This window comes from Sinomonas sp. R1AF57 (assembly GCF_002224485.1).
GTDB classification, from domain to species: domain Bacteria; phylum Actinomycetota; class Actinomycetes; order Actinomycetales; family Micrococcaceae; genus Sinomonas; species Sinomonas flava.
Map to the genome: position 1 here is coordinate 907,187 of NZ_CP022463.1, position 16,737 is coordinate 923,923.

General features: G+C 70.9%; 15 protein-coding genes. All 15 read left to right on the forward strand.

Annotated features, from left to right (window positions below):
- Nucleotides 1-38 precede the first annotated feature (38 nt).
- The 15 genes from CGQ25_RS04235 to CGQ25_RS04305 all read left to right on the forward strand — a co-directional run bounded on the left by CGQ25_RS04235 (nt 39) and on the right by CGQ25_RS04305 (nt 16,709).
- On the forward strand, nt 39-1,238 hold the full coding sequence (locus tag CGQ25_RS04235; protein WP_208711966.1) for an amidohydrolase: 1,200 nt from the start codon (nt 39-41) through the stop codon (nt 1,236-1,238).
- Nucleotides 1,239-1,392: 154 nt separating this feature from the next.
- Complete coding sequence (locus CGQ25_RS04240) at nt 1,393-2,505, forward strand: BMP family protein (RefSeq protein ID WP_208711967.1); 1,113 nt, start codon at nt 1,393-1,395, stop codon at nt 2,503-2,505.
- Between the two features lie 123 nt (nt 2,506-2,628).
- Complete coding sequence (locus tag CGQ25_RS04245; protein ID WP_208711968.1) at nt 2,629-4,209, forward strand: ABC transporter ATP-binding protein; 1,581 nt, start codon at nt 2,629-2,631, stop codon at nt 4,207-4,209.
- Nucleotides 4,202-5,482, forward strand: coding sequence for an ABC transporter permease (locus CGQ25_RS04250; protein ID WP_208711969.1), 1,281 nt, complete (start codon nt 4,202-4,204; stop codon nt 5,480-5,482). Before CGQ25_RS04245 ends, CGQ25_RS04250 begins: the two co-directional genes overlap by 8 nt.
- A complete protein-coding gene (locus tag CGQ25_RS04255) occupies nt 5,479-6,942 on the forward strand; it encodes an ABC transporter permease (RefSeq protein WP_255405561.1) in 1,464 nt (487 codons plus the stop codon). The genes CGQ25_RS04250 and CGQ25_RS04255 overlap by 4 nt, the downstream gene beginning before the upstream one ends.
- Nucleotides 6,929-7,366: a cytidine deaminase gene (locus CGQ25_RS04260; protein ID WP_208711970.1), complete on the forward strand. Its 438-nt coding sequence runs from the start codon at nt 6,929-6,931 to the stop codon at nt 7,364-7,366. The genes CGQ25_RS04255 and CGQ25_RS04260 overlap by 14 nt, the downstream gene beginning before the upstream one ends.
- Nucleotides 7,363-8,697 (forward strand): thymidine phosphorylase, encoded by a 1,335-nt coding sequence (locus CGQ25_RS04265; protein WP_369802289.1) that lies wholly within the window; start codon nt 7,363-7,365, stop codon nt 8,695-8,697. Before CGQ25_RS04260 ends, CGQ25_RS04265 begins: the two co-directional genes overlap by 4 nt.
- A 95-nt stretch (nt 8,698-8,792) precedes the next feature.
- Complete coding sequence (locus CGQ25_RS04270; protein ID WP_208712871.1) at nt 8,793-9,527, forward strand: DedA family protein; 735 nt, start codon at nt 8,793-8,795, stop codon at nt 9,525-9,527.
- Nucleotides 9,528-9,572: 45 nt separating this feature from the next.
- Nucleotides 9,573-10,715 (forward strand): adenosine deaminase, encoded by a 1,143-nt coding sequence (locus CGQ25_RS04275; RefSeq protein WP_208711971.1) that lies wholly within the window; start codon nt 9,573-9,575, stop codon nt 10,713-10,715.
- Nucleotides 10,716-10,744: 29 nt separating this feature from the next.
- Complete coding sequence (locus tag CGQ25_RS04280) at nt 10,745-11,467, forward strand: MazG nucleotide pyrophosphohydrolase domain-containing protein (protein WP_208711972.1); 723 nt, start codon at nt 10,745-10,747, stop codon at nt 11,465-11,467.
- 151 nt (nt 11,468-11,618) lie between these two features.
- Nucleotides 11,619-12,899: a phosphopyruvate hydratase gene (gene eno / locus CGQ25_RS04285; protein WP_208711973.1), complete on the forward strand. Its 1,281-nt coding sequence runs from the start codon at nt 11,619-11,621 to the stop codon at nt 12,897-12,899.
- Between the two features lie 167 nt (nt 12,900-13,066).
- Complete coding sequence (locus tag CGQ25_RS04290; RefSeq protein WP_208711974.1) at nt 13,067-13,660, forward strand: septum formation initiator family protein; 594 nt, start codon at nt 13,067-13,069, stop codon at nt 13,658-13,660.
- Nucleotides 13,661-13,708: 48 nt separating this feature from the next.
- Complete coding sequence (locus CGQ25_RS04295; RefSeq protein WP_255405562.1) at nt 13,709-14,401, forward strand: DUF501 domain-containing protein; 693 nt, start codon at nt 13,709-13,711, stop codon at nt 14,399-14,401.
- Nucleotides 14,398-15,390, forward strand: a complete 993-nt coding sequence (locus CGQ25_RS04300) for a Ppx/GppA phosphatase family protein (protein ID WP_208711975.1) — start codon at nt 14,398-14,400, stop codon at nt 15,388-15,390. Before CGQ25_RS04295 ends, CGQ25_RS04300 begins: the two co-directional genes overlap by 4 nt.
- Nucleotides 15,387-16,709, forward strand: coding sequence for a S8 family serine peptidase (locus tag CGQ25_RS04305; protein ID WP_369802290.1), 1,323 nt, complete (start codon nt 15,387-15,389; stop codon nt 16,707-16,709). Before CGQ25_RS04300 ends, CGQ25_RS04305 begins: the two co-directional genes overlap by 4 nt.
- Nucleotides 16,710-16,737: the final 28 nt, after the last annotated feature.

Below are 16,737 nucleotides of genomic sequence, written 5' to 3' on the forward strand. Positions count from 1 at the left end.
ATCACTGGCGCACAGCACGGTGACGCTAGAGTGAACGGGTGCGAAACTACACGACAGAGGCGGAGCCGACCCCCCTCGTGGGCCCCCGGCTCGAGAGGTTCCTGGACGAGCTGATCGCGTTCCGCCGGGATCTGCACGCCCATCCCGAGCTGTCGTTCCATGAGTACCGCACCACCGACCGCCTTGTAGCGCGGCTCGAGGCGGCAGGGCTCGCCCCGAAGCGGCTCGAGGGCACCGGCGTCGTGGTGGACATCGGGACCGGGCCCATCGCCACGGCCATCCGGGGCGACATCGACGCGCTTCCGATCATCGAGGAGTCGGGGCTGCCGTTCGCGTCGCGAAACCACGGCGTGACCCATGCCTGCGGACACGATGTGCACACGACGGCGGCGCTCGGCGCCGCGCTCATGCTCGCCGAGCTGGACCGCGAGCGGCCCCTCCGGGCCACGGTCCGTGTCCTGTTCCAGCCGGCGGAGGAGACCATGCCCGGCGGCGCGCTCGCGTGCATCGACCAGGGCGTCCTCTCAGGGGTCCCGCGGATCGTCGCGCTGCACTGCGACCCGCGCATCGAGGTCGGCAGGATCGGCACGCGTATCGGGCCGATCACGTCGGCTTCGGACACGATCAGGATCGAGCTGACCGGCCGCGGGGGCCACACCTCGCGCCCCCACCTGACAGAAGACCTCGTCTTCGCCCTCTCCCAGATCGCGATCAATGTCCCTGCCGTCCTCTCCCGCAGGGTCGACGTGCGCAGTGGCGTGTCGATGGTGTGGGGCCAGATCTCCGCCGGTTCGGCCCCCAACGCGATCCCGGCGTCGGGCTCGATGGCCGGCACCATGCGCTGCCTGGACCGGGAGGCATGGCACAGCGCCGGCGAGCTCCTCGACGAGGTGGTCCAGCAGGTCGCGGCCCCCTACGGCGTGGACGTGACCCTTGAGCACACCCGTGGCGTGCCCCCGGTGGTGAACTCCGAGCACGAGACCGCGCTCATCGAGGCCGCCGCTCGCGCCGAGCTGGGGGAGGACGCCGTCGTGCTCACTCCCCAGTCGATGGGCGGGGAGGACTTCGCGTGGTTCCTCGCGGAGGTCCCGGGCTCGATGTTCCGCCTCGGGACCCACACCCCTGGGGGGGAGGAGTACGACCTCCACCGCGGGGACCTCGTGGTCGACGAGCGGGCCATCGGCTACGGCGTGCAGGTCCTCACGGCGACGGCGCTGCGGAGCGTCCGCGACCTCTGAAACGGGCACAGCCCGCCACCGGCGCAGGCCCTGTGCCGCCGAGGTAACGAATCGCCAACGATTGCCCGCCCGCTGGCGCCGCCGCCTATGTGAAGGATTCGTTTGGCGAGTAGGTTGTGAGTCGTACCACGCGCCCGCGTCTCTGGAGGACTCCATGAACCCCACACGTTTCCGTCTGCCCAAGGCCGGATTCGCCGGCGTCGCCGCTGCCGGTGCTGCCGCGCTCGTGCTTGCCGGATGTGGTCAAGCCCCCTCGAGCGGGGGATCCTCGGGCAGCGCCTCGGCCTCGAACTACCTCGGCTGCATGGTGTCCGACTCCGGGGGCTTCGACGACAAGTCCTTCAACCAGTCCGGGTACGAGGGCCTCCAGAAGGCGGCCAAGGACCTCGGCATCCAGGAGAAGCACGTCCAGTCCAAGGCGGACACCGACTACGACCCGAACCTGCGCTCGATGGTCCAGGCGGGCTGCAAGCTCACCGTGACGGTCGGCTTCCTGCTCGGCGACGCGACGAAGAACATCGCCACCGCCAACCCGAACAGCCACTTCGCCATCATCGACTTCTCGGACCCGTCGTTCCCGAAGAACGTCAAGCCGATCGTCTACGACACGGCCCAGGCCGCCTTCCTCGCGGGCTACCTCGCAGCGGGCACCTCGAAGACGGGGAAGGTCGCGACCTTCGGCGGCCTCAACATCCCCACCGTGACGATCTTCATGGACGGATTCGCGGACGGGGTCAAGTACTACAACCAGAAGAAGAACAAGAACGTCCAGGTCCTCGGCTGGGACAAGGACAAGCAGGACGGCACGTTCGTGGGCGACTTCAAGTCCATCGACAAGGGCAAGGTCCTCACGCAGGGCTTCCTCCAGCAGGGCGCGGACATCATCCTCCCCGTGGCCGGCCCGGTCGGCGCCGGAGCAGGCTCCGCGGTCCTCGACGCGAAGAAGGCCGGGACCGACGCGAAGCTCATCTGGGTCGACTCGGACGGCTATCTCACGGCCCCCGACTACAAGTCGGTGCTCCTCACCTCGGTCCAGAAGACCATGGCCAACGCGGTCGAGTCGGTGATCAAGGACGACAAGGACGGCAAGTTCGACTCCACCCCGTACGTGGGCACCCTCGAGAACGGGGGAGTGGCACTCGCGCCGTACCACGACCTGGACTCGACGGTCCCCTCCGACCTCAAGAGCGAAGTCGACCAGCTCAAGAAGGACATCATCTCGGGTTCTGTCAAGGTGACCTCGAAGTCCAGCCCGGTCTCCAAGTAGCCGCAGGGCTGCGTCCGTCAGCATCCAGCATGAGCGCCGCGCCGTCCGCCCTCACGGGCGGGCGGCGCTGGCATGATGGGCAGTGACGCTGGCCCCACCCACGCGAAGGGGATGGTTCCACCCGTGAAACTCGAACTGCGCGGCATCACCAAGCGCTTCGGCACGTTCGCCGCCAATGACCACATCGACCTGACCGTCGAGGACTCGCAGGTGCACGCACTCCTCGGCGAGAACGGGGCTGGCAAGTCGACCCTCATGAACGTCCTCTACGGGCTGTACGAGCCCACCGAGGGCGAGATCCTCGTGGACGGCCGCGCGGTGTCCTTCCGCGGGCCGGCGGACGCGATGGCCGCCGGTATCGGGATGGTGCACCAGCACTTCATGCTTGTGCCGGTCTTCACCGTCGCCGAGAACGTCGCCCTCGGTGCCGAGACGACGAAGGCGGCGGGCTTCCTCGACCTCGAGGCGACCAGGAAGAGGATCCGCGAGATCTCCGCCCGCTACGGGTTCGACGTCGACCCCGACGCGCTCGTCGAGGACCTCCCCGTCGGGGTCCAGCAGCGCGTCGAGATCATCAAGGCGCTCGTCAGGGACGCCAAGGTGCTCATCCTCGACGAGCCGACCGCCGTCCTCACGCCCCAGGAGACGGACGAGCTCCTGGCCATCATCGGCGAGCTCAAGGCCTCCGGGACGTCGATCATCTTCATCTCCCACAAGCTGCGCGAAGTCAAGGCCGTCGCCGACGTGATCACCGTGATCCGCCGCGGCCGGGTGGTGGGCGACGCCGCGCCGTCGGCCGCGCCTGCGGAACTCGCGACGATGATGGTTGGCCGGCCCGTCATCCTCACCCTCGACAAGGCGCCCGCCGAGCCGAAGGACACCACGTTCTCCGTCCGGGACCTCACGGTCGCCGCGCCCAACGGGCAGCGGGTGGTCGACGGGGTCACCTTCGACATCGCCCAAGGCGAGATCCTCGCCGTCGCCGGTGTCCAGGGGAACGGCCAGACGGAGCTCACGGAAGCCATCCTGGGGCTCGCGAAGCACGCGACCGGCTCGGTGGTCCTCGACGGCAAGGAGCTGCTCGGCCGGTCCGTCAAGCACATCCTGGAAGCGGGGGTCGGGTTCGTCCCGGAGGACCGCTCCCACGACGGCCTCGTCGGCGCGTTCAGCGTCGCCGAGAACCTCGTCCTCGACCTCTACGACAGGGCGCCGTTCGCCAGAGGGCTCGCGATGAGCCCCGCACGCATCGCCGCCCAGGCCAAGGAGAAGATCGAGGAATTCGACATCAGGACGCAGTCGGCAGACGTCCCGGCGTCCGCGCTCTCTGGCGGGAACCAGCAGAAGGTCGTCATGGCCCGCGAGCTGTCCCGGCCCCTGCGCCTCTTCATCGCCTCCCAGCCGACCCGCGGGGTCGACGTCGGTTCCATCGAGTTCCTGCACCGCCGCATCCTCGCCGAGCGGGATCGCGGGACTCCCGTGATGATCGTCTCGACGGAGCTCGACGAGATCATGGAACTCGCCGACCGCATCGCGGTCCTGTACCGCGGTCGGCTCATGGGCGTCGTGGACGCCGGCACACCGCGCGACGTCCTCGGCCTCATGATGGCCGGGATGAGCGATCAGGAGGCGCGCGCAGCCGCGGCCGAGGAGACCGAGCAGCGCCCGCCGGCCGGCGACCACACCCGAGGAGAGACGCATGGCTGAGACCCGAAACGCCCCGGAGTCGGCGCAGGGCCCGCAGCCGGTCCCCGCGCCCGAGGCTCCTGGCCGGCACGACGAGGAGTCTGTCTTCCGGCGGATCGTCACGGGGACGCCGATGGTCTCGCTGCTCTCCGTGGTCCTGGCGATCGTGATCGGCGGCGTGCTCATGGCGGTGACGAACCCGAAGGTCGCCGCGGCGGCGGGCTACTTCTTCGCCCGGCCGTCCGACACCCTCTCCGAGGTCCTCCGGCCCTACGCGGCACTCGTTCAGGGGTCGATCTTCAACTGGGAGGGCACCGACGCTGCGGCGATGTTCTATCCTCTCGCCGAGACCCTCACCGTGTCGGCGCCGCTCATCTTCGCGGGCCTCGGCGTCGCCATCGCGTTCCGCGCCGGCCTCTTCAACATCGGCGCCCAGGGCCAGCTCATCTTCGGCGCGATGTTCGGGGCCTATGTGGGATTCACGTGGCATCTGCCGGTCGCTGTGCACCTGCCGCTCGTGGTGCTCGCAGGCATCGTCGGCGGCGGCCTCTGGGGCGGCCTCGTCGGCTTCCTCAAGGCGCGCACCGGCGCCCACGAAGTCATCGTCACGATCATGTTCAACTACATCGCGAGTTTCCTCCTGCTGTTCCTCCTGACGCAGCCAGGCTTCCAGCGCTCCGGCTCGACGAACCCGATCTCCCCGTTCCTGGATGAGACAGCCCTCTTCCCCGCGCTCCTCGGACCACAGTTCCGGCTGCACGCGGGGTTCATCCTCGCCATCCTCGTCACGTGGGGCGTGTGGTGGATCCTGTCCCGCTCCACGACCGGCTTCGAGTTCCGCGCCGTAGGCGCCAACCCGAACGCCGCGCGGACCGCCGGGATCAATGTGAACCGGGCCACGGTGCTCGTCATGGCCCTCGCCGGCGCCCTGGCCGGACTCGCCGGGATTGCCCAGGTCTCGGGCACCGAGAAGTACCTCTCCGCAGGTGTCGCGGCGTCCATCGGCTTCGATGCCATCACCGTGGCGCTCCTGGGACGTTCGACGCCGTGGGGCACCTTCTTCGCGGGCCTCCTGTTCGGCGCCTTCCGGGCCGGCGGCGTCTCGATGCAGGCCGTCACCCAGACGCCGATCGACATCGTCCTCGTCATCCAGTCGCTCATCGTCCTGTTCATCGCGGCCCCTCCGCTCGTGCGCGCCATCTTCGGCCTCAACCGGCGCCGGAAGAAGCGAGACGACGCGCCGTCCCCCACCCCCACGCCGGCCGCATCGGGCCAGAGCGGAGCCGCGTCATGACCGCGACCACGTCAGCGCCACGGCCCGCGGGGGCAACCGTGCCGGCGGTGGGCAGGGCGCTCGTGAGCTGGAAGACCGCTGTGGGCCTGACCATCCTCGCAGTGGCGGGCACGCTCATGTTCGGCGTCCTCTCGGGCAGCAAGAACGCCGCCTTCGGCCTCGTCGACACCGGGGGAGAGGCCTCGATGGTCGCGGCGTGGCTAGCGTTCGCTGTCGCCCTCGCCGGCGCCGGCTGGTTCGGCTACCTGTGGTACCGCCAGCGCCGCACCCCGGCGCGCTGGGTTCCCGGGGCCTTCGCGGCGGCCGTCGTCGTCTTCGTCCTGTCCATCCTCGGCGTCGCCAACGTCACGCTGATCACGCTCAGCGCACCCGTAGTCGGGTGGCTCACCGCGGTGATCATGCTCTCGGTGGCCGGGTACTCCGTGTGGCTCACGGTCCGGTCGCGCACGACGCCGCGCTGGGCCACCGCCGTCTTCGCCGTCGCCTTCCTGGTGGGCTTCCTGACCTGGATCGTGGCCGGCGGCGCGGCCGAGACGCCCTACATCTCGCTTGCCGGCCTGCTCGCCGGTGCGGTGACGCTCGCCGTCCCGCTCGTTTTCGGGTCCCTCTCCGGCGTCCTGTGCGAGCGCTCCGGGATCGTGAACATCGCGATCGAGGGACAGCTCCTCATGGGCGCATTCAGCGCCGCCGTCGGGGCGACGATCGCCCAGAACGTCTACGTGGGCCTCGTCTCCGCGGCGGTCGCGGGAGCTCTCGTCTCCCTCGTTCTGGCCCTTGTGAGCATCAAGTACCTCGTGAACCAGATCATCGTCGGCGTCGTGCTGAACGTCCTGGTGGTGGGGCTGACCAACTTCCTCTTCTCGACGCTCCTGACCGAGAACCCCGAGGGGCTCAACAAGCCACCGCATCTGGGCAGCATCGCGATCCCGGTCCTCGCCGACGTCCCCCTCATCGGGCCCATCCTGTTCCGCCAGTCCCTCGTCGGGTATCTGATGTATGTCGCCGTGATCGTGGTCTACGTGGGCCTGTTCCACACGAGGTGGGGCCTGCGGGTCAGGGCTGTCGGTGAGCACCCCCAGGCTGCGGACACGCTCGGCGTCAACGTCAACCGGACCAGATTCTGGAACACCATCCTCGGTGGCGCCGTGGCAGGGATCGGCGGATCGTTCTTCACGCTCGTGGCTGTGGACGCCTTCAGCAAGGAGATGTCCGCCGGCCGCGGCTACATCGCCCTGGCCGCGCTCATCTTCGGGCGCTGGAACCCGATCGGCGCGTTCCTGGCCTCGCTGCTGTTCGGCTTCGCGGACAACCTGCAGAGCGTCATCACCATCATCGGCTCGCCGGTGCCGAGCCAGTTCATGGCGATGCTCCCGTACGTCGTCACGGTCTTCGCCGTGGCCGGCCTCGTGGGCCGCTCGCGCCCGCCGGCCATGGAAGGCATCCCCTATGTCAAGCAGTGAGCCCCGCGCGGCCGGCCCCGAGATCGACTGGGATGCCCTCACGGCCGCGGCCACCGAGGCGATGGCCGCGGCCTACGCCCCCTACTCGAGGTTCCCTGTCGGCGCCGCGGCGCTCGTGGACGACGGGCGCACCATCACGGGCTGCAACGTCGAGAACGCCTCCTACGGCCTGACACTCTGCGCCGAGTGCACGCTCGTGGGCCAGCTTCAGCTCGGTGGCGGCGGACGCCTTGTGGCCTTCGTGTGCGTCGACGCCGAGGGCACGGTCATCATGCCCTGCGGGCGCTGCCGGCAGCTCCTCTACGAGTTCCGCGCGCCCGGCATGCGCCTGCTGACGGTGAGCGGGGAACGCTCCATGGACGAGGTCCTCCCGGACGCCTTCGGGCCCCAGGACCTCCCCGACGACCGGAAGGACACCACGTGACCCTGCCAGAAGCCGCAGCCGAGGCACACGAGCCGCACGACGCCGTCGACGTCATCCGCGCCAAGCGCGACCGGGGCGAGCTCACCGACTCCCAGATCGACTGGGTCATCGACGCGTACACACGCGGCGCGGTCGCCGACGAGCAGATGTCCGCCCTCGCCATGGCGATCCTCCTGAACGGGATGACCCACCGCGAGACGGCCCGATGGACGACGGCGATGATCGCCTCAGGCGAGCGCCTCGACTTCTCCTCGCTGCGGACACCCTCCGGCGGACAGCGCCCCACGGCGGACAAGCATTCCACCGGGGGAGTGGGTGACAAGATCACGCTCCCGCTCGCCCCGCTCGTCGCCGCCTTCGGTGTGGCGGTGCCCCAGCTGTCCGGCCGAGGCCTGGGCCACACGGGCGGGACGCTGGACAAGCTCGAGTCGGTCCCGGGCTGGCGCGCCTCTCTCACGAACGCCGAGATGATGGCCCAGCTCGACGGGGTTGGCGCCGTCATCTGCGCCGCGGGCGCGGGGCTCGCGCCGGCCGACAGGAAGCTCTACGCCCTCCGGGACGTGACCGGGACGGTCGAGGCCATCCCGCTCATCGCCTCCTCGATCATGAGCAAGAAGATCGCCGAGGGAACCGGCGCGCTCGTCCTCGACGTCAAGGTGGGCTCCGGCGCGTTCATGAAGGACGAACAGTCCGCCCGCGAGCTTGCCCAGACCATGGTCGCCCTGGGCCAGGACGCGGGGGTGAACACGGTGGCGCTCCTGACTGACATGGGCACACCCCTCGGTCTCACGGCAGGCAACGCCATCGAGGTCGAGGAGTCCGTGGAGGTGCTCGCGGGCGGCGGCCCCGAGGACGTCGTCGAGCTCACCGTCCGGCTCGCCGAGGAGATGCTCGCCGCGGCGGGGGTGCGCGACGCCGATCCCGCCGCCGCGCTCAAGGACGGCCGCGCGATGGACGTGTGGCGCCGCATGATCTCAGCCCAGGGCGGCGACCCCGACGCGCCCCTGCCACGGGCCAAGGAATCGGAGACCGTCTACGCGCCCGCCGACGGGACGCTGGTGGGGCTCGACGCCCTCGCGGTGGGCGTCGCCGCGTGGCGGCTCGGAGCCGGCCGGGCGCGGAAGGAGGACGCCGTCCAGGCGGGAGCGGGAGTGCGGCTGCATGCCAAGCCCGGCGCGTCGGTCCGCGCCGGCGAGCCGCTGATGACCCTCCTGACCGACACCCCCGAGCGCTTCGAGCGCGCCAAGGAGGCCCTCGAAGGTGCCGTGACGATCGCCCCGGAGGGGGCGCGGCCGGGACGGAGGCTCATCATCGACCGCATCGCCGGCTGAGCTGCGCCCCTCGCCTACGCCTCAGGACGGGTGACGGCGCGCCGGACCGCGTGCGACACTGGACTGACCGATATTCGCGAGGAGTCCCCGGCATGCTGGAAAGCATCAATGAAGTGATTCTCCATGCCGCCGGGCAATGGTGGATCTACCCCATCCTGCTCGTCTTCTTCTTCATAGACGGCTTCGCGATGGTGGCTCCGAGCGAGACGCTGATCGTGGCGCTCGCGGCCTACTGGCGCCACAGCGGCGAGCCCAACCTCTGGATCCTCGGCCTCACGGCGCTCGTCGGCGCGATCGCCGGCGACAACATGGCGTATATGCTCGGCCGGAAGATCGGCACGGAGCGGTGGAAGTGGATGCGCCGGCCCAAGGTGCAGAAGGTCTTCGGCTGGGCGCGCCACGAGCTCGACAAGCGCGGCGCGGTGCTGATCTTCACCGCGCGCTACATCCCGTGGGGCAGGGTCGCGGTCAACTACGTGTCCGGCAGCACCGGGTTTCGGCACCGCACCTTCTTCTGGCTCGATGCGTTCGCCTGCCTGACCTGGGTCGGCTACTCGCTCGGCGTCGGCCTGCTGGCGAGCTCCTTCCCCTGGCTGCACCACAACCCGCTGCTCAGCGTCGTCGTGGCGGTCGTCTTCGCGCTCGTCCTCGGCGTGGCCCTCGACCACTCAATCACGCTGTTCCACCGCTGGCGCGACACCGTCGATGCTCGGAAGGCGGCAACCCGCGCCGCCGCGGACCACGAGCGGGAGCTGCGCGAGCACCCGCACCCCCACGCCGACGACTACGCTCCGCGGGAGCACGAGAGTTCCACCACGCCGCGCGAGTAGCGCGCCGTCTGGAACGCGGGTCGGGGCTTCTCTAGAGTTGAGCCCGTGACTGAGCCGAACATCGACGCCGCCCCGGACCTGACCTTCGACCTGCGGAACCTCCCGAAGGTCTCCCTGCACGACCACCTCGACGGCGGCCTCCGCCCCGCCACGATCATCGAACTGGCTGCCGAGGTCGGCCACGAGCTGCCGTCCACGGACGCGGTCGCCCTGGGCGCATGGTTCCGCGAGGCCGCCGATTCGGGCTCCCTCCCGCGGTACCTCGAGACCTTCGACCACACCGTTGCCGTCATGCAGACCGCGTCCGCGCTCCGCCGGGTGGCACGCGAGTTCGTGGAGGACCTCGCGGACGACGGCGTGGTGTACGGCGAGGTGCGCTGGGCGCCCGAGCAGCACCTCGCGAGGGGACTCACGCTCGACGAGGCTGTCGAAGCCGTCCAGGCCGGCCTCGAGGAGGGCGTCGCCGCGGTCGAGGAGACCGGGCGCGTCATCGCCGTCGGACAGCTCATCACCGCCATGCGCCATGCGGACCGCGGGATGGAGATCGCCGAGCTCGCCGTGCGCCACCGGGACCGAGGCGCGGTGGGCTTCGACATCGCGGGCGCCGAGGACGGGTTCCCGCCGTCGCGCTTCGCGGAGGCCTTCAGGTACCTCGCGCAGAACAACTTCCCCGCCACGGTCCACGCCGGCGAGGCCGCCGGGCCCGACAGCATCCAGTCCGCGCTCGTGGACGGGCGCGCGGTGCGGCTGGGCCACGGCGTCCGGATCGCCGAGGACATCGCCGTCGAGGCGACCGACGAGGTCGACGAGGATGGCGTGCCGATCCTCGACGTGACGCTCGGGCAGCTCGCCGCCTGGGTCCGCGACCGTGGCATCCCGCTCGAGCTGTGCCCGTCCTCGAACCTCCAGACCGGGGCCATCTCCCAGTGGGGAGAGGACATCCTCGACCACCCCTTCGACATGCTGTACGAGCTGGGCTTCAACGTGACCGTCAGCCCCGACAACCGGCTCATGAGCGGGGTGAGCCTCACGGACGAGTTCCAGCTCCTCGTCGAGGCCTACGACTACGACCTCGACGACCTCCTCGAGCTCACGCTCAATGCGGCCGAGGCGGCCTTCCTGCCCCTCGAGGACCGCGAGGACCTCGTGGAGTACATCAACGAGGCCTACTCGAACCTCTCCAGCTAGCGCGCCCCTGGCGAGGGAATGAGCCAACCGTGAGCGCCGCCGTCGACCGTCTCGTCGAGGTGATCCGCCTCCTCCGCGAGCACTGCCTCTGGACGGCGGCGCTCACGCATGCCTCCCTGGTGACGTACCTCGTGGAGGAGTCGTACGAGCTCGTGGAGGCTATCGAGGATGAGCATCCCGAGGAAGACCTCAAGGGAGAGCTCGCCGACGTCCTGCTCCAGGTCGTGCTGCACGCCGAGATCGCGCGGGAGCGCGGCGCCTTCGACCTCGACGCGGTGGCGGAGGCGCTCACGGAGAAGATGGTGCGCCGCAACCGGCACGTCTTCACGCCTGACGGCGGCCTGCAGCCGAGCTTCCCGGCCACGGTCGAGGAGATCATCTCCTCGTGGGACGAGGCGAAGCGCGCGGAGAAGGCGGCACTCGCCGAGGGAACCGCGGACGACGGCGACGCCTCGCCGCACCTTGTCGGCCCCACCGCGCTCGAGGGGCTTCCGCGGCACCTTCCGGCGCTCGCCCTCGCGGACAAGGCGCTCGGGCGGGCGGAGCGGCGTCGTGCGCTCGACGGGGTGACTTCGGCGTCAGAGGGGGTGACCTCGGCCCCACACGGGGTGACTTCGGCGTCAGAGGGGGTGACTTCGGCGTTCGGGACGGAGGAGGAACTCGGGGACTTCCTGCTCGGCGTCGTCCGGGCGGCCCGGGCGCGGGGGCTCGACTCCGAGCGGGCGCTGCGCACCGCCGTCGGGCGTCTCTGAGCGGGCCGGCTGCCGGCCCGAGCCGCCCGCGGAGGGCAGGCGTCACATGGTCGCGGGCCAGCTGGGGGCCGACTAGGCTGGGGACGACACCGTGGTCACCCCTGGTATCACCACCTTCGAAGTCAGCACGTTTCCACCAAGGAGCACATCCATGGCGCTTATCGATGCCATCCACGCCCGCGAAATCCTGGACTCCCGCGGCAACCCGACGGTCGAGGTCGAGGTCCTGCTCAGCGACGGCTCCCTCGGACGCGCGGCCGTCCCCTCGGGCGCATCGACCGGCGAATTCGAGGCTGTGGAGCGCCGCGACGGCGACAAGGGCCGCTACCTGGGCAAGGGCGTCCAGCAGGCGGTCGAGGCGGTCCTCGACCAGATTGCCCCGGCGCTGAACGGCTTCGACGCGACTGACCAGCGTGCCATCGACCAGGCGATGATCGACCTGGACGGCACCGCCAACAAGTCCAACCTCGGCGCGAACGCCATCCTCGGCGTCTCCCTCGCCGTCGCCAACGCCGCTGCGGACTCGGCCAACCTCCCGCTCTACAAGTACCTGGGCGGCCCGAACGCGCACGTGCTGCCCGTGCCGCTCATGAACATCCTCAACGGCGGCTCCCACGCAGACTCCGACGTGGACATCCAGGAGTTCATGATCGCCCCGCTCGGCGCCGAGACCTTCTCGGAGGGCCTCCGCTGGGGCGTCGAGGTGTACCACAGCCTCAAGGGCGTGCTGAAGGAGAAGGGCCTCTCGACGGGCCTGGGCGACGAGGGCGGCTTCGCCCCGAACCTGCCCTCCAACCGCGCGGCCCTCGAGCTCATCACGGAGGCCATCCAGAAGGCCGGCTACACCCCCGGCAAGGACATCGCCCTCGCCCTCGACGTCGCCTCCTCGGAGTTCTTCGAGAACGGTGCCTACCAGTTCGAGGGCAAGTCCCTCTCCGCCTCCGAGATGAGCGCGTACTACGCCGAGCTCGTCAACGACTTCCCGCTCGTCTCCATCGAGGACCCGCTTGACGAGAACGACTGGGAGGGCTGGAAGATCCTCACCGAGAGCATCGGCGACAAGGTCCAGCTTGTGGGCGACGACCTGTTCGTGACCAACCCGGAGCGCCTCCAGCAGGGCATCGACGCGCGCACGGCCAACTCGCTGCTCGTGAAGGTGAACCAGATCGGCTCGCTGACCGAGACGCTCGACGCCGTGTCGCTCGCCCAGCGCTCGGGCTACACGACCATCACCTCGCACCGCTCCGGCGAGACCGAGGACACGACGATCGCCGACATCTGCGTGGCCACCAACGCCGGCCAGATCAAGACCGGTGCCCCGGCCCGCTCCGAGCGCGTGGCCAAGTACAACCAGCTCCTGCGCATCGAGGAGGAGCTCGACGACGCCGCCCGCTACGCGGGCCGCAGCGCCTTCCCGCGCTTCAAGGGCTGAGCCACCCTCGGCGGCCGAGCCCTCGGCCAGCTGAACGGAACCTAGGAGTCCGGCACCCGCCCGGGGGCCTGCACGGATTCGCCGGCCGCGGCGGCTATGGTGGAAGACACCATGGCCGCCGCGGCCGTTTGTGCATCCAGCGGCCCCGTCCCACGTGAGGAGCGCACATGGCCACGCGTCGACCGGCGGTGCCCCGCACCCCCGGCACGAAGCGCAGGCCGCCCGCGCCCGCGACCGGCGGCCCCGCCGGCGGTCCCGCCCCCAAGGACGCCGCCCGCCCGAGCGCAGCCGCGCCGAAGACGGCCTCAGGGTCGTTGGCGTCGTCGTCCCGCGCTGCGGCGCCGTCGGGACGCGCCGCGACCCCGGCCGCGGAGGCGCCCGTCCCGGCCCGGGCGTTCTCAGGCCGGATCCTCGCACTCGCGGTCGTGCTCGTCGCGATCACGGTCATGCTCGCCCCGACGGTGCGGGTGTTCCTGAGCCAGCGTGCCGAGATCAGCTCGCTCGAGCAGGACATCGCGGCGAGGAAGACCGAGCAGGACGGGCTCCGCCAGTCGATCTCGCGGTGGGAAGACCCCAACTACGTCAAGCAGCAGGCCCGCGACCGCATTAACATGGTCATGCCCGGCGAGACGTCCTACTGGGTGTTCGGCGACGTCGGCTCCACGTCGCCGGCAGCCGGGAGCCCGGCATCCCAGAGCGGGGGAGACCGTCCGTGGGCCGAGGGCTTCTGGGACTCGTTCGTCCGTGCCGCCACGGAGTGAGCAGCTCCCGCGGCTGAGCCGCCCCTGACCGACCAAGCAAGGACCATCGTGACCGAGAACTCCACGGCGCCCAGCGACGCGCCCACGCCCGCCGACCTCGAGGTGCTGAGCCGGCAGCTCGGCCGGCCGGTGCGCGACGTCGTCGCCATCCCGGCCCGCTGCGTCTGCGGCAACCCCCTCGTGGCGGCCACGGCGCCGCGGCTGGGCAACGGCACGCCGTTCCCGACCACCTTCTACCTCACGCACCCCGTGATCACGTCTGCCGTCTCGCGGCTCGAAGCCGCCGGCGTCATGGCCGAGATGAACGCGCGCCTCGAGGCGGACCCAGAGCTCGCCGCGTATTACCGGGCGGCGCACGAGGCCTACCTCGCCGCCCGCGAGGAGATAGGGCGGCGGGCCGGGACCGGTCCCGTCCCCGAGATCGACGGCGTCTCCGCCGGCGGCATGCCCTCCCGGGTCAAGTGCCTGCACGTCCTCGTCGGGCAGTCGCTCGCGATGGGGCCCGGCGTCAACCCCCTCGGGGACGAGGCGATCGAGCGCATCGCCGAATGGTGGACACGGGACCGGTGCTGGTGCGAAGGAGCGTGGGACACGGAGGGCGCGGCGCCCAGCCGGGACCTCTCGCGCCACGGGCCGCAGGGCCTGCCGTCGATGACCGGCCGGCCGGCGCCCGCCAGGCGGTCCGGCGCCGGAGACTCCGCCACCGAAGCTGAGCGCAGCGAGGGCGGCGAAGAGGCGTGAGGGTCGCGGGGATCGACTGCGGGACCAACTCGATCCGCCTCCTGGTCGCCGATGCGGGTGCGGACGGGCCCAAGGCGCACGACGGCGGTGGGGCGGCAGAGCGGCCACCCCGCCTGGCCGACGTTCACCGCGAGATGCGGATCGTGAGGCTCGGGCAGGGCGTCGACGCGACCGGCGAGCTCGCCCCGGAGGCGCTCGAGCGGACCTTCGCGGCCGCGGACGACTACGCCGCGACGATCCGTTCCCTCGGGGCGGAGCGCATCCGCTTCGTCGCGACGTCCGCGACCCGCGATGCCCGCAACCGCAGCGTCTTCGTCGACGGCATCAGGGCCCGGCTCGGCGTCGAGCCCGAGGTCGTGAGCGGAGACGAGGAGGCGGCCCTGAGCTTCGCGGGAGCGGCCAGCGTCCTCGCCCTCGAGCCGGGCGTCCCCGTCCTCGTCGTCGACCTCGGCGGCGGGAGCACCGAATTCGTCCTCGGAGACGCCGAGGGCGTGCGCGCAGCGCGCTCGGTCGACATCGGCTGCGTGCGCCTCACCGAGCGGCACCTCCGGTCCGACCCTCCGACTCCCGAGCAGATCGCAGCCGCCGAGGCGGACGTCGACGCGGGCATCGAACAGGCCCTCGCCGCCGTGCCCCTGGCCGAGGCCAGGGCGGTGATCGGGGTCGCCGGCTCGGTCACTACCGTGACGGCGCACGCCCTTCAGCTGCCGTCGTACCTGCCCGAGCGCATCCACGGCACCGAGCTCCCGACAGCGCAGATCGCGGCCGCGTGCACGTCGCTGCTGGAGATGAGCCACGCCGAGCGGGCCGCCCTGCCCTACATGCATCCCGGACGCGTGGACGTGATCGGTGCCGGCGCCCTCGTGTGGCGCCGCATCCTCACGCGGATGGGAGAGCTCAGCGAAGGCCGGATCACCACTGCCGTGACGAGCGAGCACGACATCCTCGACGGCATTGCCCTGAGCACCCTGGCCCCCGAGTCGCCGTGACGCGGAACCGAGCAGGGGCCCGAGCGGCCGCGGCCCTCTTCGCGGTGCTGGTCGCGGTGGCGGCAGTCCTGCCCGCCGCGGTCGCCGCCTTCCTGGTCCCGGCGGCACCGGCTAGAGCGGACAGCATCCGTGACCGCGAGTACTGGATCGCCGAGTACGGAATCGACAAGGCCTGGCAGGTCTCGAAGGGCGCCGGGGTCAAGGTCGCTGTGATCGACAGCGGAATCGACGGCCGGCACCCGGACCTCCGCGGCGTCGTCGTCGGCGGCCACGACGCCTCGGGTGCAGGCGCGCCGGACGGCCAGAAGCCCCTCGGCGCCAAGCCCGAGCACGGCACGCTCGTCGCCACGATGCTCGCCGGCCGCGGACACGCGACCCAGGCCAAGGACACCGACCCGGCCGGCGGCCCCGACGGCGTCGTCGGTGTCGCGCCGGAGGCCTCCCTCCTGACCGTCTCGACCTGGCTCGGCTCGGTGAATCCGTCGGGCCGGTCCGACCAGGACCAGATTCCCGACGCGGTGCGCTGGGCCGTGGACCAGGGCGCGAAGGTCATCAACATCTCCCTCGGCAGCTCCTCGCCGGCGTGGCCCCAGAGCTGGGACGAGGCGTTCCTGTACGCCGAGCAGAAGGACGTCGTGATCGTGGCCGCCGCCGGGAACCGGGGCGGAGGCAACGTCCAGGTGGGCGCACCCGCGACCATCCCGGGCGTTCTCACGGTCGCCGGCCTGGACAGGGCCCGCACGGCGAGCGTCGACTCCTCGGCGCAGGGCATCAGCATCGGCGTGGCCGCGCCCGCCGAAGGCCTCGTGGGCGGCATGCCCGGGGGCCAGTACGCCGAATGGGCCGGCACCTCCGGCGCGGCGCCGATCGTCTCGGGGGTCGCGGCGCTGATCCGCGCGAAATGGCCCGCGATGAGCGCCTCGCAGGTCATCAACCGGATTCTCTCGACCGCCAAAGACGCCGGGCCGGCTGGCCAGGACCCGATCTACGGATTCGGGATCCTCGACGCCGAGGCCGCCCTGAAGGCCGACGTCCCGGATGCAGCGGCCAACCCGCTCGGGTCGATCGCGGACTGGATCCGCGTGCACCGGAAGGGCACGCCCGCGACCGCCGCCCCGGGCGCGGCCGCTGCCTCCTCGGCCCCGGCGGCAGCGCTACCGGAGCCGGCCGCGCCCGTGCCCCATGAGCCGTCCCCCGCGGACAACCCGTGGCCGCCGATCGTCGTCGTCGGGTGCTCGTCGCTCATCGTCGGGATCGCCATCACGGGAGCGCTCCACATGCGCCGCGTTGCATCGAGGACGCGCCCCACGGACCGCTAGTGAATATTTTCACAAGCTGCTACGCTGG

What these genes read in the sequence shown, in the direction of transcription:
- CGQ25_RS04260 (WP_208711970.1), top strand. Translation starts at nt 6,929, where the DNA reads ATGTCAAGCAGTGAGCCCCGCGCGGCCGGCCCCGAGATCGACTGGGAT.
- CGQ25_RS04250 (WP_208711969.1), top strand. Translation starts at nt 4,202, where the DNA reads ATGGCTGAGACCCGAAACGCCCCGGAGTCGGCGCAGGGCCCGCAGCCG.
- CGQ25_RS04255 (WP_255405561.1), top strand. Translation starts at nt 5,479, where the DNA reads ATGACCGCGACCACGTCAGCGCCACGGCCCGCGGGGGCAACCGTGCCG.
- CGQ25_RS04290 (WP_208711974.1), top strand. Translation starts at nt 13,067, where the DNA reads ATGGCCACGCGTCGACCGGCGGTGCCCCGCACCCCCGGCACGAAGCGC.
- CGQ25_RS04240 (WP_208711967.1), top strand. Translation starts at nt 1,393, where the DNA reads ATGAACCCCACACGTTTCCGTCTGCCCAAGGCCGGATTCGCCGGCGTC.
- eno (WP_208711973.1), top strand. Translation starts at nt 11,619, where the DNA reads ATGGCGCTTATCGATGCCATCCACGCCCGCGAAATCCTGGACTCCCGC.